30 protein-coding genes and 1 riboswitch are annotated in these 19,938 nt (G+C 40.6%); of the genes, 24 read left to right on the top strand and 6 right to left on the bottom strand.

Features of this window, described 5'->3' with window-relative positions; all coding sequences use genetic code 11:
• Positions 1-571: 571 nt before the first annotated feature.
• A complete protein-coding gene (locus tag MKY84_RS13575; RefSeq protein WP_342526736.1) occupies positions 572-1,015 on the top strand; it encodes a hypothetical protein in 444 nt (147 codons plus the stop codon).
• A 292-nt stretch (positions 1,016-1,307) separates the two neighbouring features.
• Here MKY84_RS13575 and MKY84_RS13570 read toward each other — a convergent pair whose 3' ends face one another.
• On the bottom strand, positions 1,308-1,619 hold the full coding sequence (locus MKY84_RS13570) for a hypothetical protein (protein WP_342526735.1): 312 nt from the start codon (positions 1,617-1,619) through the stop codon (positions 1,308-1,310).
• Between the two features lie 66 nt (positions 1,620-1,685).
• On the bottom strand, positions 1,686-2,549 hold the full coding sequence (locus MKY84_RS13565; RefSeq protein WP_342526733.1) for a GNAT family N-acetyltransferase: 864 nt from the start codon (positions 2,547-2,549) through the stop codon (positions 1,686-1,688).
• Between the two features lie 154 nt (positions 2,550-2,703).
• Between MKY84_RS13565 and MKY84_RS13560 the strand changes: the two genes are divergently transcribed.
• From MKY84_RS13560 to MKY84_RS13515, 10 genes are all read left to right on the top strand, one after another.
• Complete coding sequence (locus MKY84_RS13560; RefSeq protein ID WP_342526732.1) at positions 2,704-3,165, top strand: hypothetical protein; 462 nt, start codon at positions 2,704-2,706, stop codon at positions 3,163-3,165.
• On the top strand, positions 3,140-3,409 hold the full coding sequence (locus tag MKY84_RS13555) for a hypothetical protein (RefSeq protein ID WP_342526730.1): 270 nt from the start codon (positions 3,140-3,142) through the stop codon (positions 3,407-3,409). Before MKY84_RS13560 ends, MKY84_RS13555 begins: the two co-directional genes overlap by 26 nt.
• Positions 3,410-3,515: 106 nt before the next feature.
• On the top strand, positions 3,516-3,986 hold the full coding sequence (locus tag MKY84_RS13550) for an immunoglobulin-like domain-containing protein (protein ID WP_342526728.1): 471 nt from the start codon (positions 3,516-3,518) through the stop codon (positions 3,984-3,986).
• 124 nt (positions 3,987-4,110) lie between these two features.
• Positions 4,111-4,257, top strand: a riboswitch (FMN riboswitch).
• A 122-nt stretch (positions 4,258-4,379) separates the two neighbouring features.
• Positions 4,380-5,474, top strand: coding sequence for a bifunctional diaminohydroxyphosphoribosylaminopyrimidine deaminase/5-amino-6-(5-phosphoribosylamino)uracil reductase RibD (gene ribD, locus MKY84_RS13545; protein WP_342526726.1), 1,095 nt, complete (start codon positions 4,380-4,382; stop codon positions 5,472-5,474).
• Positions 5,474-6,118, top strand: coding sequence for a riboflavin synthase (gene ribE, locus MKY84_RS13540; RefSeq protein ID WP_342526724.1), 645 nt, complete (start codon positions 5,474-5,476; stop codon positions 6,116-6,118). Before ribD ends, ribE (MKY84_RS13540) begins: the two co-directional genes overlap by 1 nt.
• 6 nt (positions 6,119-6,124) lie before the next feature.
• The gene (locus MKY84_RS13535) at positions 6,125-7,318 is read left to right on the top strand and encodes a bifunctional 3,4-dihydroxy-2-butanone-4-phosphate synthase/GTP cyclohydrolase II (protein WP_342526722.1); all 1,194 of its coding nucleotides are present in this window, start codon (positions 6,125-6,127) and stop codon (positions 7,316-7,318) included.
• Between the two features lie 11 nt (positions 7,319-7,329).
• A complete protein-coding gene (ribE, locus tag MKY84_RS13530; protein WP_342526720.1) occupies positions 7,330-7,800 on the top strand; it encodes a 6,7-dimethyl-8-ribityllumazine synthase in 471 nt (156 codons plus the stop codon).
• A gap of 97 nt (positions 7,801-7,897) precedes the next feature.
• Positions 7,898-8,818 (top strand): LytTR family transcriptional regulator DNA-binding domain-containing protein, encoded by a 921-nt coding sequence (locus MKY84_RS13525; RefSeq protein WP_342526718.1) that lies wholly within the window; start codon positions 7,898-7,900, stop codon positions 8,816-8,818.
• Positions 8,819-8,962: 144 nt separating this feature from the next.
• Positions 8,963-9,814: an ABC transporter ATP-binding protein gene (locus MKY84_RS13520; RefSeq protein WP_342526716.1), complete on the top strand. Its 852-nt coding sequence runs from the start codon at positions 8,963-8,965 to the stop codon at positions 9,812-9,814.
• Positions 9,811-10,518 carry an ABC transporter permease gene (locus MKY84_RS13515; protein WP_342526714.1) on the top strand — a complete coding sequence of 236 codons (708 nt, stop codon included), beginning with the start codon at positions 9,811-9,813 and terminating at the stop codon, positions 10,516-10,518. The genes MKY84_RS13520 and MKY84_RS13515 overlap by 4 nt, the downstream gene beginning before the upstream one ends.
• A gap of 224 nt (positions 10,519-10,742) precedes the next feature.
• Here MKY84_RS13515 and MKY84_RS13510 read toward each other — a convergent pair whose 3' ends face one another.
• Positions 10,743-10,916 (bottom strand): hypothetical protein, encoded by a 174-nt coding sequence (locus tag MKY84_RS13510; protein ID WP_342526712.1) that lies wholly within the window; start codon positions 10,914-10,916, stop codon positions 10,743-10,745.
• 294 nt (positions 10,917-11,210) lie between these two features.
• Here MKY84_RS13510 and MKY84_RS13505 point away from each other — a divergent pair, with 294 nt between their 5' ends.
• Together MKY84_RS13505 and MKY84_RS13500 are read left to right on the top strand one after the other, a co-directional pair.
• Positions 11,211-11,684, top strand: a complete 474-nt coding sequence (locus MKY84_RS13505; protein WP_342526710.1) for a hypothetical protein — start codon at positions 11,211-11,213, stop codon at positions 11,682-11,684.
• A gap of 65 nt (positions 11,685-11,749) precedes the next feature.
• Positions 11,750-11,962 carry a hypothetical protein gene (locus tag MKY84_RS13500; protein ID WP_342526709.1) on the top strand — a complete coding sequence of 71 codons (213 nt, stop codon included), beginning with the start codon at positions 11,750-11,752 and terminating at the stop codon, positions 11,960-11,962.
• A 197-nt stretch (positions 11,963-12,159) separates the two neighbouring features.
• Here MKY84_RS13500 and MKY84_RS13495 read toward each other — a convergent pair whose 3' ends face one another.
• Positions 12,160-12,360 carry a hypothetical protein gene (locus MKY84_RS13495; RefSeq protein ID WP_342526708.1) on the bottom strand — a complete coding sequence of 67 codons (201 nt, stop codon included), beginning with the start codon at positions 12,358-12,360 and terminating at the stop codon, positions 12,160-12,162.
• A 36-nt stretch (positions 12,361-12,396) separates the two neighbouring features.
• Entirely contained in the window at positions 12,397-12,912 is a 516-nt protein-coding gene (locus tag MKY84_RS13490; RefSeq protein ID WP_342526705.1) for a GNAT family N-acetyltransferase, read from the bottom strand.
• 158 nt (positions 12,913-13,070) lie between these two features.
• Between MKY84_RS13490 and MKY84_RS13485 the strand changes: the two genes are divergently transcribed.
• From MKY84_RS13485 to MKY84_RS13460, 6 genes are read left to right on the top strand one after another with little or no spacing between them, the layout of a single operon-like run.
• Complete coding sequence (locus tag MKY84_RS13485; RefSeq protein WP_342526704.1) at positions 13,071-13,814, top strand: alpha/beta fold hydrolase; 744 nt, start codon at positions 13,071-13,073, stop codon at positions 13,812-13,814.
• An 11-nt stretch (positions 13,815-13,825) separates the two neighbouring features.
• The gene (locus MKY84_RS13480; RefSeq protein WP_342526702.1) at positions 13,826-14,077 is read left to right on the top strand and encodes a hypothetical protein; all 252 of its coding nucleotides are present in this window, start codon (positions 13,826-13,828) and stop codon (positions 14,075-14,077) included.
• A complete protein-coding gene (locus MKY84_RS13475; protein ID WP_342526701.1) occupies positions 14,040-15,044 on the top strand; it encodes a serine hydrolase in 1,005 nt (334 codons plus the stop codon). Before MKY84_RS13480 ends, MKY84_RS13475 begins: the two co-directional genes overlap by 38 nt.
• 24 nt (positions 15,045-15,068) lie before the next feature.
• Complete coding sequence (locus tag MKY84_RS13470; RefSeq protein WP_342526699.1) at positions 15,069-15,542, top strand: hypothetical protein; 474 nt, start codon at positions 15,069-15,071, stop codon at positions 15,540-15,542.
• 5 nt (positions 15,543-15,547) lie between these two features.
• Positions 15,548-16,039, top strand: a complete 492-nt coding sequence (locus tag MKY84_RS13465) for a hypothetical protein (protein ID WP_342526697.1) — start codon at positions 15,548-15,550, stop codon at positions 16,037-16,039.
• A 13-nt stretch (positions 16,040-16,052) separates the two neighbouring features.
• The gene (locus MKY84_RS13460) at positions 16,053-16,505 is read left to right on the top strand and encodes an NUDIX domain-containing protein (RefSeq protein ID WP_342526695.1); all 453 of its coding nucleotides are present in this window, start codon (positions 16,053-16,055) and stop codon (positions 16,503-16,505) included.
• Between the two features lie 33 nt (positions 16,506-16,538).
• Here the strand turns inward: MKY84_RS13460 and MKY84_RS13455 are convergent, their stop codons facing one another.
• Positions 16,539-16,817: a hypothetical protein gene (locus MKY84_RS13455; RefSeq protein WP_342526694.1), complete on the bottom strand. Its 279-nt coding sequence runs from the start codon at positions 16,815-16,817 to the stop codon at positions 16,539-16,541.
• A gap of 70 nt (positions 16,818-16,887) precedes the next feature.
• On the opposite strand from MKY84_RS13455, the gene MKY84_RS13450 reads away from it, so the two are divergent.
• From MKY84_RS13450 to MKY84_RS13430, 5 genes are all read left to right on the top strand, one after another.
• Positions 16,888-17,397, top strand: a complete 510-nt coding sequence (locus tag MKY84_RS13450) for a DinB family protein (RefSeq protein ID WP_342526693.1) — start codon at positions 16,888-16,890, stop codon at positions 17,395-17,397.
• Positions 17,394-17,588, top strand: a complete 195-nt coding sequence (locus MKY84_RS13445; RefSeq protein WP_342526691.1) for a hypothetical protein — start codon at positions 17,394-17,396, stop codon at positions 17,586-17,588. The genes MKY84_RS13450 and MKY84_RS13445 overlap by 4 nt, the downstream gene beginning before the upstream one ends.
• A 100-nt stretch (positions 17,589-17,688) precedes the next feature.
• Positions 17,689-17,883, top strand: a complete 195-nt coding sequence (locus MKY84_RS13440) for a hypothetical protein (RefSeq protein ID WP_342526690.1) — start codon at positions 17,689-17,691, stop codon at positions 17,881-17,883.
• Between the two features lie 253 nt (positions 17,884-18,136).
• Entirely contained in the window at positions 18,137-19,258 is a 1,122-nt protein-coding gene (locus MKY84_RS13435; protein WP_342526689.1) for a hypothetical protein, read from the top strand.
• Between the two features lie 98 nt (positions 19,259-19,356).
• Entirely contained in the window at positions 19,357-19,920 is a 564-nt protein-coding gene (locus tag MKY84_RS13430) for a hypothetical protein (protein WP_342526687.1), read from the top strand.
• Positions 19,921-19,938 lie beyond the last annotated feature (18 nt).

The following is a 19,938-nucleotide window of genomic DNA, read 5'->3' as shown; positions in this document are numbered from 1 at the left end:
AATTTTAATAGTCTTTTTTGTAATTTGGAACGAGGAGTGGTGAAATGCCGTTGTTATTGTTGTTATTAGTTTTATTGATTCTTATACTCGCAATGATTGTAATTAGCATTGCTGTTCAAGATGTTGACGCAAGACCTTATTAAGTGACGTATCTATTTTTAGGGACTGTCTGTATTCAGTGGGGACTCTATCTTACAGGTATATATGCTTCATTACCAGAAGATAGTGCAAGTTGGATTTGGGATGCAACATGGATCGGCATTGTTTGCATCGGGCTTTTAGCGTCTATTTTAGAGTTTAAGAAGTCTATAAATTTAAGTAGTCTGCTAGTGAGTTTTGCTGGATTTCAGCTACTGTTTTTTCTATTCAGTTTATTTATATCTCGGATGTAAATTTATTTTTATCTGAAACTATTTACCAATTACATTCGTATGTATCGGAAAGGAGTGGGGAAGATGGTAGTAGGAAATTTACTAATAGCCTTAGTAGTGCTTGGGGTAGTATTGATAGCAGGAGGTATTTGGCTGTCGTATAAATTTTTGAAGCCAGATTAAGCGGGGGAGGAAGAGAGGTGACTGATACACTTGTTGTTTTTTCAATTATAGTTACAATTGTGAGTCCGTTTATTTTTTGGTATTTAAAGAAAAAGGTACTGGCTATCTTAAATTTCATGATTGTTGTAAGTATGGTGACGGTATTTTTCAACACGATGCTTGGCAATGTTGATACTACGAATCAAACACAAATGACTATCTGGTACATAGGTGTACTCGCGGCTTTAATTTTTTCTATGATCAGTTTCACTCTTTTCGCAAAAACGAAATGGCAGTTGTCAGGTACAACTTTAGGACTTGGAGCAGTTCTGGTTGGAGTTATCTATCTTGCAGTTGTAGGAGACTTCTCTAGACCATTTGGTGAGTGGCTCGATGTGTCGATGAGTGTGGCGGTTCCTACCTATGTGGGGAGTATGAGTTTATTAGCGCTATTTCAGTTTGATCGCCGGACGGTTAGTTGAGTGGAAGGAGAAGTAAATGATTTTAGACGTATACAAAGAGATTGGTATAGTTAATGGTGTAATGACCGTGCTCTTTTGATGGGGACTGTTCTTTTTACTTCTGCGCTTGCGACGTTGAAAGCTAGAAGGGAACTCTTGGCGGATAGATTTAACTTTAACTCTGATACAAAGTATACTGGTACTGCTTCTTTTTCCTCTTATAATTGAATGGCTTATAAAATGATTTGAGAACTTATCATATTTACTACTATTTCATACTGAATTAAAAAAACCTCATAAAAGTCAGTATAAACTAACTTTCATGAGGCGTTTCGCTTTTAAGTTTTTCTAACTTCGCATCGGCTTCGTTTAACCATTCTTTGTACCACTCAGCGCCGATTATTGTAGCTCCGAAAACAAATAATAAGACACCTACGACAAATGGAAATCCTAATAGTAGTGGTTCTGAATTTACATAGTTACCACTGAATAAGACAGAGCCTACTTTAGAATTTCCTGACCAAGATTCAGCACTCGTTGCATAGATGGCCGCAGCAAGTAAAGTCGCACTCATCAAGATAGTTCCTGCTCCGAACAGCACAATTCCCCGAATAAAATTCTTCATACAAATCCCCTTTGTGTATCACTTTCTTTTTAATGTACCATGAATATACTGGGAATTATAGAAAAATTATTTAGTTTCGAACCTGTAATTCCAAAGCTCATTCTCTATTTCAAATCCGACCTTTTCATAAAGAGGATTGGCTGCGTCGTTTAATAAATCCACCGTCAATGTTACTGTATTTAAATTGCTAGCTGAGGTTACTTGATAAAGCGATACACGCAGTAATTCTTCGCCAAACCCTTGCCCGCGATAAAAAGAATCGAGTGCGAAATATTCGAGATGAATGGAGTCTATCCCTTCCTCAAAGAATGAATAACCTACAAATTCCTTCTCGAAATAAGCAAAGTAAAGTGTATGACCTTGTAGAAGTGAACGTTCCAGAATCGTCTTCGCATCATAATACGTATCAGGGAACTCGGTATCATGGAGTTCTATAAATTTCTGATTGTCTTGATTGGAATATGTCTCGAGTGTTAATTTATGTGATTCAGCTTTAGCAGGTTGCTGAATTCTGTAGTACAAATGCTTTCCTCGGAGCTCAGCTTGAAGTGTGTTCATGAATTTCTGTTGCGTGCTGTTGTCTTTATGTAAGAAAAACGAATACGATTTAAGTTGCGGAAATTCATTCGTTGCGAAATTCCAAAATGCCAGAGTCTCCTCTGTATTAGAAGAAAGACTAAATGGTCCCCACACTTCCGCAAATTCTTCCTCATAATCAAATCCGATCATGCCGATAATCGTTTCTCCTTCAAGCTCCGCAACTAATGAAGTTGATTCTCCCTCAACAAAATCTTCCCGTAAACTTTCTAAAATCTCTTCTTTTGATGACCCACAATAGCCACAGTGAGAGGTGGTTTGGCTATTGACGCGAGCTAACCATTCGGCTGCCATCTCGAGTTGCGAGGCATCTAATCGTATATAGGTACTCATTTTAACGCTCCATTCTTTGAAAAGTATTTCTTCTCTTCGTCCTATCTAGTAGTATGAAGAAAGTAGAAGTATCTGTAAATATAAAGGGAGTTTTCCATGAATCAACCATTCAATACAGTGGTTTTCAACCAAATGAATTTAAGGAGAAATAATCATGAAAAAGAAATTTGTTGGCCTACTTTTCACAGTGGCTGCGGTAGCAGTTGCATCTTATACAGTCTACAAAACAGGAGGAGAACGTCTTGCCCTCCTCGATGAGAAAGTGGAGACAATAAAAGTTTCGAAATCAGCGGGGCTTGGCCAAATACCTGAAGACCATGAACTGACTATTGAAGAAGAAGAGCAGATCGCTGTTATAGAAGCAGTACTTCGAAATGCAAGATTGCAGATGGGCGAACTTCCAGAATCCACACCGGACTATGATTTGTTAGTCGAGTATGAAGAAGGCTTTCCAGCGCACCCGCTTCATTTGTGGATGGGGCAGGAAGGCGAAGAAGCTACACTGACATACACAGTTGAATATGGAGACGTGTACAAACTCTCTGCCAAAGATGCGGATGAGATTCGGAAGTTGATTCAGGAGGAATCCGATGAAGTATCTAATTCAAGTATTTGAAGATGAAATTATGGATGAGGAAACGTACAAAACGATTTATGATTTCATAACGCTCGATAACTTTCGGAGTGGGGAGTATGAAGGGAATACACATATCTTCCGGAAAATTGATCGCACATATATTCAAATTGAGGATGAGGTCGCATTTGAGAATACAGGCAAACGCCGGGTCGAAGGTTTCAATGTGGGATTTGTCTCTCGTGAAATGAAAGCATACTGGGAATCGAACAAAGAAAAACTGTAAAGATTACACATGAATTTCTGTCTGAAAATCACACAAAAACCAAAAGACTTGTAACTATTCCGCAACTAGATAGGTCTATACCTAAAAGTAGAGGGGAATGATTTCAATGCGAAATGTTGTGCTATTCTTGCTAGTTGTATGTATGGTAGTTGTTTCTGGCTGCACTTCTTCAGATGAACCAGTTGAATTAAAGAAATCTGATATAGGGGAAGTGAATACTTTGAGCAACATCCACCTCGAAATCGTTGAAAATACACTTACATCAGAAGGGTTAACATTGCGAATTGTGAATGACTCTGAAAAGTCTCTCGTATATAATGGCTCATTTTCGATTGAACAAAAAGTCAATGAGGAATGGTTTGAAGTAGAGGATGTCGTGGGTGGAAATTTTGCTTTTACAGATGAAGGGTTAGGCACAAATCCACATGAATCATCAGAGCTATCGATCGAGTGGGATTGGCTCTATGGAGAACTTAAAACTGGAGAATATCGTTTAGTGAAAGAAGTACTAGATTTTCGAGATGCGGGCGATTTTGATAGACACTTTCTAGCAGTTGAATTCGAAATCCTTAACTGAATACTATCCTTTCCATGCCTTTCTCTTTACTCGTTCAGAAGATTCCCTTCATCGCTATTTTAGTAGCGCAAGCACATCAAGTATACAGATAGATTTGATTTTGGTATAGTTAGGGCGTGAATAGGATTTCCTTCGGGGTCGGGTGCAATTCCCAACCGGCGGTGATGAGGCAAGGCCTCTTAGTCCGTGACCCGGTTTCTGTGAAAAGAAAGCGGTGGATTTGGTGAAACTCCAAAGCCGACAGTAAAAGTCTGGATGGGAGAAGGAAAACACAACGTTTCAAAATCAACCGATTTTAAACGCTTTTTTGTGCTGCTTTTTCTCCCTCACCTTTCAAACAGGTGGGGGATTTTTTGTGCATAACAAAATGGACACGATTTTAAGGAGGTTCATATGACAGATCATGACTACATGAAACTTGCCTTGTCTCTAGCAGAGGCGACACGTGGGCAGACCAGTCCAAATCCGTCGGTTGCAGCGATCGTTGTAAAAGACGGTGCGGTTGTAGGGACAGGTGTACACATGAAGACAGGCGGACCGCATGCTGAAGTCTTTGCGCTTGATCAAGCTGGAGAACTTGCACGCGGAGCAACATTATACGTGACGCTTGAACCGTGTTCACATCACGGCAAGACACCGCCATGTGCTGAAAAAGTAGTCGCTTCCGGCGTCTCAACAGTTGTCGTAGCGACGCGAGACCCAAATCCACTTGTTGCAGGACAAGGCATTGCACTTCTCACACATCACGGAATCAAAGTGATTGAAGGTATTGAAGAACAACGAGCCCGCATGCTCAATGCACCGTTCTTTCACTCAGTCACAACGAATCGTCCGTATGTCACCTTGAAAGCAGGGATGACACTGGACGGGAAAATCGCCACATCTACAGGCGAAAGCAAATGGATCACATCAGACGCTGCACGAGAAGACGCGCACACGCTTCGCCATCAGCATGATGCAATTTTAGTTGGAAAACACACAATTCTTCATGACAATCCTTCTCTCACCACCCGACGACCCCGAGGTGGACGCAATCCCATTCGCATCGTGCTCGATTCTGAGCTCACACTTCCACACACGTATAAGATTTTTCAAGATGGCCAGGCACCTACATGGGTGTACACAACTAAATATGCAAATGAAGAAAAACGCAAAGAACTAGAGCGAATAGGTGTTCAGGTCCTTCAATTACAAGAGGAAACACTTTCGATTGACGCCGTACTCGAAGACTTAGGAAAGAGAAATATTCAGTCGGTTTTAGTTGAAGGCGGGGGCACAGTCCTTGCTTCGTTTGTTGAAAGCAAAGCGTTCCAACAAGTTGTCCTTTACATGGCTCCTAAATTGTTCGGTGGCACTCAAACGCAAGTGATGGGTGGAGCAGGAATTGCGTCGATTATAGATGCCCACCAGCTCAAATTCATCCACGTTGAACTACTTGGACCAGATATCAAAGTTGTTGCGATTCCGAATGAAGAGGAGGTGACGTGATGTTTACGGGTATTATCGAAGAAATCGGCACAGTTGTCTCTGTCAAGAAGACGGGAGAGGCGATGGAGCTCACACTGGCTGCCAAGAAGATTTTGACAGATGTTAACCTGGGAGACAGTATCGCTATCAACGGTGTTTGTCTGACCGTCACAACTTACACGACTTCACAGTTTACTGCTGACGTCATGCCGGAGACTTATGCAGCCACTACAATAGGTCGTTTGAAGCGTGGGACACAGGTCAACCTAGAACGAGCGATGGCAGCAGGGGGCCGGTTTGGCGGGCATTTTGTGACAGGTCACTGCGATGCGGTAGGTGAGATTACCGATCGGCAGATGAATCAAAACGCGCTACAAGTGACCATTCAGTTCCCAGAAGAGTTTCGAAAGTATGTCATCATGAAAGGCTCAATTAGCGTGGATGGTGTATCTTTGACGGTCTTCGGTCTTACACCGAACTCTCTGACGATTTCTCTCATTCCACATACAGTTGAACAAACGATTTTACACACGAAACGTACAGGCGACTCCGTCAACTTGGAGTTTGATGTTCTCGGAAAATATATCCTTGGCGCAGCTCATCAAGAACGTTCCCAAAAATCAACAATGACCCATAGTTTTTTACAAGAGAACGGCTATGCGTAAGGAGGAATGACCATGCACGAAATTGAAAAAGCCATAGAAGAACTCAAAAAAGGACGCCCAATCATCGTAGTGGATGATGAGGACCGCGAAAACGAAGGCGATTTTTTGGCGCTAGCAGAGTATGCGACACCTGAACTCATCAATTTCATGGTGACAGAAGGGAGAGGACTTGTCTGTGCACCTGTAACACAGGAGATTGCCGAGCGACTCGATCTCCCGCCAATGGTTGCGAAGAATGAAGATGCTCACAGTACGGCATTTACGGTAAGTATTGATAGTGTCCAAGCGACAACGGGCATCAGTGCACATGAGCGAGCAGAAACATTACAACTTTTGGCGCATCCAACGACGACAGCGGTAGACTTTGTTCGACCAGGCCACATCTTTCCTCTCATCGCCAAAAATGGGGGAGTGCTTGAAAGACCAGGTCATACGGAGGCTGCGGTGGACCTCGCACGACTTTGTGGTGCAGCCCCAGTCGGAATCATTTGTGAAATCATGAATCCAGACGGATCCATGGCACGTCTTCCACAGCTGGAAGAAGTAGCAGAACAACAGGGTCTTGTGATGATTTCTATCGAACAATTATGTGCATATCGCATCGCGCAAGAAACGACTGTTGCACGAGGTGTCGAAGTCGCTATGCCGACAAAGTACGGAACCTTCCGGGCAGTCGGATTTACAGGGAAAAATGGCAAGGAACATATGGCCCTCATCAAAGGCGAGCTAGATGCGGCTGAAACTGTAACAGTGCGCATTCACTCAGAGTGTCTGACGGGTGACGTGTTTGGTTCACAGCGTTGTGATTGTGGACCACAGCTCGATGCAGCGATTCAACAAATTGAAGAACTCGGTGCAGGCGTGATTTTATATATGCGTCAAGAAGGCAGAGGCATCGGACTTCTGAATAAGTTAGAAACTTATTCACTACAAGAACAAGGTTATGACACGGTCGAAGCGAACCATAAACTTGGGTTTGCAGATGACTTAAGGGAATACCGGGAAGCGGCAGATATATTGAAGTCTTTGGGTACAACATCCATTCGTCTTCTGACAAACAATCCACGGAAGCTACAAGGCTTGGAATCGCACGGAATCCAAATCGTAGAGCGTATCGCACTTGAGCTTCCTGCGAATAAATCCAATGAGAACTATCTCAAAACAAAGAAATCAAAATTAAATCATATCTTACACCTATAGGAGGAACAATCATGAAACAGATTATTGAAGGGCATTTAGTTGGAACCGATTTGAAAGTAGCCATCGTAGTGGCGCGTTTCAATGAATTTATTACAAGCAAGTTGTTAGGCGGAGCAGAAGATGTACTTCGTCGACACGGAGTTCGTGAAGAAGATGTCACCGTTCTGTGGGTACCAGGAGCGTTTGAAATCCCATTAGCTGCAAAAAAACTTGCAGATAGCGGAAAGTACGATGCGGTGATCACATTAGGAACAGTGATTCGTGGTGCAACGCCACACTTCGATTATGTCTGTGCAGAAGTGGCAAAAGGTGTATCGGCTGTCAGTCTTCAATCGGGAATCCCGACAATCTTTGGTGTGTTGACAACAGAGTCGATTGAACAAGCAATTGAACGTGCAGGCACAAAAGCGGGGAATAAAGGCGCTGAAGCCGCTATCACAGCGATAGAAATGGCCAACGTCTATAAGAGTTTAGCTGAATAACACATTCAACACGTATATCTTCGGATGTACGTGTTTTTTTGCATGATTTTCCATGGTAAGCTAGAAGGAACAGACGGAATGAAAATGAGGGAAGACTATGACATTAACGTCAACAACAGTGATGGAGAAAGAAAGAGTGTGGATTCCTGGACATACATTTACACATGGTACGACAGGGCTGTTAGTGGATATGAAACGTGCAGCTTCTCTCATGAACCAATTCCAGAGGGTGGCTTATGTTCATCAAGTGCAAGACGGACATCACCCCCACCTAACAGTTCAAGAAACGATAAATTATTACTTAAAGCTCTCGGATACAGACTGGGCGATTTCAGAACTGTTAAAACTATTTGATCTGACAGCAGAAGCGCGTATGAAGGTGAAAAAATTATCTGAGACGAAACGAAACACCCTATCTTTTATCAGAGCATTTTGTGCATCCGGGGACTGGGTTGTCATCGAAGAGCCTTTTCACCGAATCGAATTAGAGGGACGTTATGCCGTTGAACAGATACTGAGAGGTATGCAACGCCAAGGAAAATCCATTTTACTTTTAAGCACCAACTTAGAAGATTTGTTGCCGGTATCCGACTCTATTTATCGCTTAGATGAACGAGGAATCCATAAAATGGAATTCAAAGATGACACTGCCCCTCTCAATGAAGAACCTACCCAATTGAAGGTCAATAAGATTCAAGTGAAACATCGAGAGAAAACACTTTTATTCAATCCTCCTGAAGTCGATTATATAGAAAGTATTGATGGGACAGTGTATATCAATGTAGCGGGCATAGCATACACAAGCTCTTTTACATTGACTGAACTGGAAGCAAGGCTCCAGCACTATGGATTCTATAGATGTCATCGATCCTACATTGTAAACTTACAAAAAGTGCGTGAGTTGGTGAGTTGGACGAAAAATAGTTACAGTATTAAATTGGATGTCGAAAAAACGACATTGGTGCCAATATCTCGTGCCAAACTTAGTCTGTTAAAAGAACTTCTTGGCATATCATAATATTTCCTGGGAAATAATCCTTTCCATTCATGTCGAAATTTCCACCATTCAGCGAATTTCGGATGCTATTCACGTGAAAACTACTGCAGGCCTCTCTGTCTTTTCATACACTCAGTGTAGAAAACAATAAGGGAGGCCATTTGAATGAGTGATACCATTAAAATGGAAAAAGTGAAGAAAAGCTTTAGTCGATTTGAAGCAATACGAAATGTGGATCTAGAAATTCAGACAGGTGAGATTTTAGGATTACTTGGGCCAAGTGGTGCTGGAAAGTCGACCATCATTAAACTCTTAACGGGACAACTTGAACCTTCCTCTGGAACTGTTGAGGTGTTTGGAGAATCTGGTGAACACATCAAGCAAAGTCGAAATCGCAAACGGTTTGGCGTTCTGACGGATAACAGTGGGTTGTATAAACGACTTACTATAGAAGAGAACCTCAAAATGTACTGTGATCTATACGAGCTTCCAGAGTCCGCAATGGACGAAGCACTTCAGTTCGTAAACCTCTTACCTAACAAGAAGAAAAAAGTAGCCCAACTGTCGCGTGGGATGATGCAGCGCGTCACATTGGCTCGTGCCATCCTTCATAAACCAGAGCTTCTCTTTTTAGATGAACCCACATCAGCGCTCGACCCAGTAAATACACATCATATTCACGAGGGATTACGAAAATTGAACGCTCAAGGGACAACGATTTTACTGACGACGCACGATATGCATGAAGCAGAGGCCTTATGTCACCGAGTAGCCTTCTTACATGAAGGAGAAATTCGTGAAAGTGGATCACCAAAAGAATTGAAGAATGCGTACAGAACTGACATTATCGAAATCGAATTGACTTGTGGAGAAATACACGAACTGCCAGTGAACGAAGTGGCTACGATGGATGCATTAAAAAACTGGGCGACGGGCCAACGTATTCGTCGTATTCATTCCAATGAACCGACACTTGGAGATCTATTTATGCGCGTGACAGGGGGAGAATTATCATGAATGTATCTGCGAAAAGAATCCAAGCGATTTTTGTGAAAGATTACAAAGAGTTTTACCGAAATTATGCGATTTCGACTATGGTGCTTATGCCATTAGCGCTAGCATTTCTATATAGTATGACAGGGGACATGGACTTGCAGAGCATGTTCATACCAATCAATCTGACGTTTGCGATGATTACAGCGTTTATTCAGAGCTGTCTCATTGCAGAAGAGAAAGAACACAATACATTGCGCAGTTTATTGTTGTCGCCAGCATCCGTAGCGGATGTACTGATTGGAAAAAGTGCTCTTGTGTTTGTCATCACAGTAGTTATTTTAGGCATGTGCATGTGGATGCTTGATTTTACGCCGTCTAACCTATTTGCAATGGGGATCGCACTGGTCCTTTCCACAATTTTTTACTTGGCGATGGGCTTGATTGTAGGCCTTTATACGAAAACGGTTATGGAAGCTTCTGTTGGGATTCTTCCAGTGATGCTCGTCTTTTCATTTGGACCATTAGTATTGTTGTTTGCGGATCGCTATCCGATTCTTGAGATATTCCAATGGTTGCCAAGTGCTCAGTTAATTTTGCTTGAGCAAAACAGTGCAGTAGGGGCGACTTCAGATATTCTAATCTCTCTAGTGGTGCTCGCAGTCTGGGCAATAGTGGCAGTGATTGTCTCAGCGGTATTGTTTAAAAAACGTATGAGTGACGAATAGAAAAAAACACGAATCCTTGTATAGGGTTCGTGTTTTTTAGTGCAAACTAGCATTGCCAAATATACTCCAGATTGTCACGATTAATAAAATGAGGAGTAAAATTAAAGTGAATAGCGTAATAGGGTTCTTAGGTCCTCGGGCGAATTGAATAATTAAATAAGATAGTAATACAAGTAGAGCAATAAAAAATACAATAGAAGAAAACATATAAAACATGTACATACTTACGGAATATACGTCTCATGATGGGAAGTATTATAAGCATTATGTGCAGCATCAGGTGATTTTACATTGTTTGGATTAGTGTCGTGTGCTTTTCGAGAACGAAAGCTTCCACGGCGAAGGTCTGCCAAAATACCAAAGGTCAGTACAGCTAGTAAAAATCCTAAAATATACATGGATTACACTCCTTCCTGCTTTCTTTCAGTATACCATTTTTTGAAAAATAAAAAGGAATTTGGGAACTTTAGTAGAAGTAGTCCGTAGTACAAGAAACGAGGAATGAACACATGGTCTTTTTAGCAATTGCAGTTGTTGTGATAATTGTTTTAGCGGTTGTCATTGATATGTACCAGAAGAAAAAATGAAGTTGTAAGTATCTAATAAGATACACATTTTATGTTAATTATCCACATAATTTGGCATCGGTTCCGTCCTAAACAAGTTATCCAAGAATAAAAGGAGTTATGCACATGTGGACAAAGTTAGCTTTTCGGAAAGATCTACTCGAAACACCAGAAGACCGGTGGAATGCTTCGATTGAAGCCATTGTCGAGAATGAAACGCGTGGGGATAAACAAGTAACAAAGACAGCTTGGCATGCCTATTCTTATTATTCCGAGCTTGAGTCGGGTGGACATGAAGCTTTCTTGAATCATTTTGAAGACCGTTTTAAAGAATTTGGTCCGGAGACGTTCTTGAAGAACACCGTTGTAGCTTTGGAAGAAATCGGAGCAAAGAAGCACGCGGCTAATTTGAATGAACACGGATTGGAGTTATGGACAGTTTATACACAACTTGAACAAGACATGGGGTTCGAAGAGATTTTCTATGAGCGAATTGCGGTAGCCGATGAAGCCTATTATTCGTTCGATCCACCTCTACATGATTACTTAGAAAACTTTTTTGAAAATAATTATCAACATTTAATAGAAATCACTGAATAAATAGAGGCATATCTTAAGTAATTAGGGTAATCATAATAAATTCGACCAAATGAGGAGGAATTGAGATGAAGAAGAAATGGTATTTTCTAATGGGGTTTGCCACTGCACTGATTATTATGCCATTCATTACATCACTTGGACTTCCAAGGTACGCCGACTTTTTACAGGCAACATTTGGGGACTTGAAACTATTAGCGGCTATTTTTACACTTAGCATATTAGTATTTCTAGGTGTGTTGTTAATGGATATGAAAGAAAATGTGAAGCAGGGAGACTAAATCGTGGGCACAACTGTAGTGAATATTGGAGATGTAGTATTTACATTCGTTTATTTGATGATTGTTTTGGCTGGTATTTATTTTGTTGGAAGAATCATCTGGAAGCGACGAAAGACAAATTAAAATCCAAGTACGTCCTGATAAGAGGATTTGTACTTGGATTTTTTTTGAGAATTATCGATTACAAAATTGATTTATTACTTAGATATTTTCTTGATCAAATCGATCACATAAAACATAAGTGCAATTAGGAATGACAACAATAGAATAATGATTGTGCTGAAGGTCACTACCCAAGTCTCTACATAATCCCCACCATCAAATATCCCCATCAATACAAACGTTAGAATTATATTAATGATTAAGACAAGGAAAAATTTAATTATATACTTTGACATGTGTCCACCTCTTCATATAGTGACTCGAAAAGTTTACTAAGTCATTCTATCCTCTCTTAGATTCCACACGTAAATACTTTCTTTAAGTAATTTTCCTGCAATTTTAATTTCGATATCACGAAGGTGTTTTGCACCAAATGCTTCATAGAAATATTTCGTTTTATTGTCAGCCAAAACTTCCACGAAAACTTTCTCTACCTTCTGAGATTTATAGTAAGCAAACAATTCCTGAAGCAGGGCCCGGCCAATCCCTTGTCCTTGGTACTCTTCAAGCAAATAAATTGAAGTGAGGTCTAAGGAATTTGGATGAACATTTTCAGCTCGCTTACTCGTATCTGCAAATCCTACAATTTGAGAATGCTCATTTTCAGCAACAAGTACGTAATTTTCCGGCCTACTCAAATTCATTTCCCAAAGAGGGATTCTCTTTGAGTAACTCAAGCCATCTAAAAAGGCCTGAGGGATTATGTTTTTGTAGGTAGTTCTCCAAGAATCTACATGTACTTTTGCGATTTGTTCTGCATCTTCTAAGATAGCTCTTCGTATACGCATTTAGTTCACACCCCTAGTCTTTTTCCTATCCTACCAAAACAATTAGCGAATCACTAGTATCTTTGGAAATTTATTGTAACGTCTAGAATGAAAAGGTATGATGGTTTTAAAGATATTAAACGAAAATTCACACAATTATTTTGGGGGAGGAATTGAACGTGACACAATTTGAAGTATTAAAAGGGGCAGAGGCATTTACATACGAAGGTGGAAAAAAGGGCGTGTTAGTTTCGCACGGATTTACAGGGACGACTCAAAGTATGAAACCTCTTGCAGACGCATTTGTTGAAGCAGGTTACACGGTTTCCATGCCGCGATTGAAAGGACATGGCACGCACCACGAAGAAATGGAGTCCTCAACGTATTCAGACTGGGTGGACTCAATTGAAGAAGCCTACGCTTGGCTTGCAGAACGCTGCGACACGATTTATATGACCGGACTTTCTATGGGCGGGACTTTGACCCTCTATATGGCGCAACATCATCCGGACTTAAAGGCGATTTCGTTGATTAATGCCGCTATCGAAGTTCCATCGATGGTAGGGGTCAAACAGTTACCTCCAGAGATGCGCTTTTTGGACGCCATTGGTTCAGATATTAAGAAGCCTGGAGTAGTGGAATTGGCGTATGAGAAGACGCCGGTCGCAGCTGTGAAACAACTGCTCACATTTATGGAAGAAGTGAAGTCAGGGCTTTCAAGTGTGCACTGCCCGACCATTATTTTCGTAGCACCAGAAGATCATGTTGTACCACCTTCTAATAGTCAAACAATCTTGGAAACTATCGCTTCACGAGATAAAGAGTTAATTGAACTGCCCGAAAGCTATCATGTGGCGACGTTAGATAATGATCAGCAAACTATTATTCAAAAGACATTAGAGTTTTTTGAGAAGCATGTTTAAGGAGAATTTACATGAAACTATCAGGACTACTAGCTGCCATGGGGTTCTTAGTATGCGGAGCGAGCATTTTATTTACTGTCATGACCTTGCTCTCCGATGACTCTGAAAAAGGAATGACGGTATTGACTTCCGCATTGATATTCTTCAATGGACTCATTGCGATTGGAGTTGCCGAACTCTTAACTAACACAACAAAACTGATGAAGAAAGTTGAGGTTACATCTCATGACGAACACAATACAAAACTCAATCACTTCCAATGAATTTTCAGGAACATTGCTGGTCACATCTGAAGAGATAATTGTTCTTCAGGAGAGCTATGGCTACGCAAACCGCTCTGAAAAAATTCAAAATCATACAGAAACACGCTTTGGGATCGCATCGGGCTGCAAAATCTTCACAGCAGTCAGCATCCTCCAGCTTGTCGAAGCAGGCAAGCTATCCGTTGAATCGAAACTTATGGACTTACTGGACCATACATTCCCACACTTTGCACAAGACATCACGATTCATCATTTGTTGACCCATACATCTGGTGTTCCGGATTATTTCAATGAAGATGTGATGGATGATTTTGAAGAACTATGGATTCAAAATCCCATGTACCATATGCGGAAGCTTGAGGATTTCATTCCATTGTTTGAAAACGAAAAAATGCTTTCTACTCCAGGCGAGAAATTTCATTACAACAACACAGGCTACATCCTTTTAGGATTAGTGGTGGAAAAACTAGCGGATATGTCATTTGCGGACTATGTACAAAAGCATGTGTTTCAACTAGCAGGCATGGAAAACTCAGGATACTTTGAACTTGATCAACTTCCATCCTCGACAGCTCTAGGCTATATCGACTTCCCAGATGGTAAGTGGAAATCCAACATCTATTCAGTTCCAGTAAAAGGTGGAGCAGATGGTGGCGCGTTTGTTACAGCCGGTGACATGGATTCTTTCTGGTCAGCACTTATGGCGAATGAACTTTTATCAAAAGCATGGACAGACCGTTTGTTGACGCCCCATGCATGGGAAGACGAGGAAACCGCATACGGATATGGTGTGTGGATCGACAGCGATTCAATTGGCGAGAAAAAATACCATGTGATGGACTACGACCCTGGTGTCAGCTTTCATTCGGGCTATTACCCTTGCCAAGAACTAACGATTACAGTCTGTTCGAATAAATCTCAAGGGGCCTATCCAGTGTTGGAAATTTTAGAAGAGGCGTTTCTTTAATACCTGCTGAAAGAAGGATGCGTGATGAAGAAAAAGTATTACAGTGTGTTGTCGTGCCATATTTTATTTTCTCTAGCTTGTTTTATTTATTTAATACTAGATGCAAAGCAGTATTTGAATATATCCGGACTTGCTTATTTTTCATCTTCCTTCTTTATTTTAGCGGGAGTCATGACGTATAGAGGTACAGCTCCCTATTTAGTAGATGCCTTCACAACGAAAGCAGCCATTCGTTTTGCAAGCATCTCTTTTCTAACTATCCTAGTGTTTCTAGTCAGTTATGAACTCTATAAGCCAGCATACACTTACGGAGAAGCCCAACAACTAGTGGAGGCAGAGTATTCGCTAGCCATTCGTGAAAGTCATTTTAGGACGATTCCAATCCTCGATACTAAAGATGAGTTCTACCGAGTTGCTGCTGGAGACGAAGGACAAGTACAAGAGTTTATGGTCGATCCAGAAACAGGCGAAATCAAATCTCTCAAAACAAACGATTAAATAAGTTGAATCCATTCCATTTCAAAGGACGAAGAACACTGAAAAAACTATCCTACTTACTTAATATCGTTTTAGCTATTTCACTAGGTATCACACTCTATTTGTACATATCTACTACGCAAAAACTTGAACAGCAGGCAGCGGGAAATTTCGTATCGCTTGTTTCCTCTTCAGCGGAAATACTAGAAGCAAATGTTTCACAACCAGCTACTGTGAAAAATGATTTTACAACGCTTATGAAAAACTTAAATGAAATTCATATATCCGATATGTATACCGATTTAGAGACTACTTCTTATTTTGAGCAAGCCGCTCACATTGTTTCATTTATGAATAAAAAGGAGCAATTGTCGGAGGAGGAAATTGCGCAACTAGAAGCGATCACAGAGGGTTTAACGGAATTGGATAATGTCTTAACGCCTGATATGAATCTAAACGAAATCAACAAAGTGATAGAGGAATGGTTGCCGGAGAATGATTTGATGAAACTATTGTAAGAAGGAGTATGTCATGGGGATAAGAAATTCGGCAAAAGCTGTCATTGTAACAGATAACAAGATAGCGCTCATAAAAAAGCAAGATGAAGAAGGCTTCTTTTATATCTTTCCAGGTGGAGGACAAGATAAGGGAGAAACTCTTGAAAATGCAGTGATTCGAGAGTGTCTAGAAGAATTGGATGCGGCTGTTCAAGTACATGAACTGATTCATGTTCGAGAATACATCGGGAAAAACCATGAATTTGCGCATTTTGATGAGGACGTTCACCAAATCGAGTTTTATTTCATGTGCAGTATTGTCGATGAAAGTGTGAATGGTTCACCCATTCAACCAGACACGGATCAAATTGGAATTGAGTGGATTCCGATAACTGATTTACATAGTTTTCGCGTGTATCCAAACGCGATAGTAGAAATAATCCAAAGCACCAAGAAGACTGAGGTTTATTTAGGGGATTTAAATTAAAAAACCTAAGAAATCTCTTGGACTTTGTAGACGCTATTTATTTCTTTGAGTGATTTTATAAACTTCTCCATTTGAATCATAAGTAATCCACTCACCAATGGGTTCTCCTGACTCAAAGTGGCCAGATCGCTTGATTGTTCCATCAACTCGGTACCATTCCCAGTATCCTTCAGGCTTTTCATCAACAACTGCGCCTTTCGACCAAACGGATTTCCCACTGGCATGATACTTGATGGTAAGTCCATCAACAATTTCTGATTTCTTCTTTGGTACTTTAGAACTCGAAGTCGTATCACACGAGTTATCTTTCATATCAGCACCTCCTATTGTGTAGTGGTATAAACAGAATATCATAATTCTTCTCCATAAAGAGAAGAGGAAGATGGCGAATACTATGAACCTAATCAAGACTTATATAAGCAAAGTTCAAAACTATCCGAATGAGCAACTGTGCTTCAATCCGAGTACTAGTGAATGGTCAATAACACAAGTGTATGATCATTGTATTGTTGTGGCCCATGAATATTGTGACGCTGCAGAAGAGTGCATAGCCGGCAACGGGGAACTCCAAACGAGGAAATCTAAATTTGGAGAAGAACTCTTTGAACGTGGTGGTTTTCCGCCAATAAAAATTACACTTCCTGCTGAAATGAACCAAGCACCTGACAATAGCCAAACTAAAGAAGAATTAGTGGTCCGTTTAGAAAATTTAAATGAACGAATGGAAGTTTTGAAAGAGAAGATTGAAATTGATCATCCCCATCTTTCTGTCCGGCATGGAGGATTCGGATGGCTAAATGCAAGCGAATGGTTAGCATTAGTAGATATGCATTTTAATCATCATTTGAGGCAATTGAAGACATTAGAATCACAATGGAGGAACCAATCTTGATTGAAGAGCTCATCGTCTTTTACTTCGGATTGCCATTACTACTTACATTCCTATTTTTCCGAACGATTTTGTGGATTGCTAGAGACATCCAGGCTGGAAACCCTGACAAGCTTTCTTCTACCGTCGGAACAATTCTTGCGGTTGCGTGGGTATTTTCGTTGATGCTTTCTGCACTACTCATATTTGGGTAATAACCACTTTACCTACTAATTATGTGTAACGATTTAGATGAAAGAAGAGTCTAATTCTCTAACAACACTACCTGTATCTTAAAAGAAAGAGGTGCTCGTTATGAAATTTGCATGGGTGCTTTTAGTAGTTGGAAGTTTGGTCACAATGGGGGCTTTGGTTATGCTAATCATGTCCTTTATGATGTATGATCCGAGCGCTATTTATTACGTTTTGGCTTCTTTATTTGTTACCTTGAACGGCTTGATTGCAATAGGTGTAGCTTTGATTTTAAAACATGTAAAGAAACCAGTTTGAACATTAAATCAGGTAGTGCGGCTCTGAGCTGAGGCTTGGAGCTATTTTTATGACACCATATTGATTTTCCATAAATATCCCAAAAGGTGCCTGTCCCCCGCGCAATTCACTCACAATTTATCTTTAACCACTTTCCGACGAAGCAATGCGGGTTCAACTTGTATATTTGTTGAATAAAGATGAATAGCGGAATTGTTTGTGGGACAGGTACCAAAAAAATACCTAATAAAGATAAAAGAAATCGAGGAACGTTATGAAAAAAAATATTCTTAAGCTAGTGGTGGTGTTTGTCACATTTTTTATCACATGGACAATAATGAATACCCAACCGGTGCAGTCCTGGTGGATGAAAACTATTTTTGAACTCTCTTTAGGTGATAAGAAAGAACAACTTGAGACTTTTCAGTATGACCATGTCACCATACATACGGATCAACCCGAGCGCATTACGGAACTATTTGAACCAAACCTAGATGGAATCGACCAACTCTCAAGTGCTTGGTTTGAACCAGCTTCAAAAGACTATCCTGAGGTAACTGTTTATGCAATTGAACCAAATTTAGTAATGAATATTATGCTAAGAGGTGCGAATGGCATGTATATTTCTTCAAGTCAAATTATACTTTTGAACATGAACCTGGATGACGATAGAATTTTGCACGGGTATACACACGAATATGCGCATTACCGCATGTTCAACTATTTGAAAGAGGTAGATGTCAATCACAAAGAAGTTCCAATGTGGTTCCATGAAGGAGTGGCAGAAGCATTTGGCCATCGATTTGCCCCACTGCCATTTGCGGAGTCTATGGATTTATGGGATGTAGAAGCAATGTTTGAAAAAGAAGCCACGGATCGATTGACAGGTGGAGAGTACATCATGAGCCAGTTTCTCGTAGAACATTTTCTCTATACGAAGGGGGACGAAGCTGTCCATACAGTTCTGAGTAACCTGACAAAATCCTCTGATCTTGAAACCGTTTTAGAAGAGCAATTGAACTATACACATACAGATTTGAAATCCTATTTAGCAGCAGAAGATGAGACGGTAGAAGACTTGATGAATAGAACGGAAGCAGAAGTAGGAAACGAACAGTTCCAAGCAGAGGTTCTTGCTTTCCACGAAAAAAAGCAGCCGTATTATTACAATGCGCAACTGGTTACAAACATAATTTTTCGTATGTACGAATCAGACGAGAAATGGCTAGAGATGGCTGAGCTATCAGAATACCGCATGAATTATGTTCAACGTGACTACTTTAGTTACCAGTTAGCAGCAGACTACGCTAAAAAAGGAGGCAATCAAGAAAAAGAAGCATACTACTTAGCAAAAGCGGAAGAGGAAAAGGCGAAAGAAGAAAGCGAGCAACAATAGAACAGATAAATGAATAAAAATAAATTAAGTAATTAGTGGGAAATTTTTCCTCTCTTTTCCGTAAAACAGAGAACAAGAGTTGAGAGGAGAAAGTGTATATGTTACATAAAAAATCCCCAACAACAATTTTTGGTGTTTTCGCCATCTTGTTCACGGTGACAGCACCGCTTGTTGTCTTATTCCTACCTATGATTCAAGTAGCGACGTTTCGGCACGATGCACAAAACATCTTAATGACATTTCCCGTTTTAAACTATTATCTTTTATCAGCAGCCTCTATCCTACTGATTGGTAGTTTATTGCTGTTAGCGTACAAACGAACAAAACCGATCTGTTTCACAGTTGGAAGTATGCTGATTGTGGCAGGTGTCCTCACATATGCATCAGGCCTCAGCTATATCCAAATCCATGAAGAGTTCGTCCACGTGACGGAGCTGAGAGAAGAAACCACGCTTTACATGAAAGATATGGAGACAATTATCTACGAATATGGAATTGAAGAGAATGGACAGTACATATTTATTCCGAAAGAAGGAGAAAAATTGGTTTTGGAGAATTCTCCGCTAGTTACAGATGATAAACGGCGAAGACTTTATCGTATCACGGGGGAACACGGCATTGAGTATATTGTGCGGGCGAAGGAAGAAACGGCGAATAATTAATGAATTAAGGGGAGTCGA

Origin of the sequence: Chryseomicrobium sp. FSL W7-1435 (genome assembly GCF_038595005.1) — a bacterium.
Taxonomy (GTDB): Bacteria; Bacillota; Bacilli; order Bacillales_A; family Planococcaceae; genus Chryseomicrobium.
This window is presented reverse-complemented; position numbering and strand designations above follow the sequence as displayed.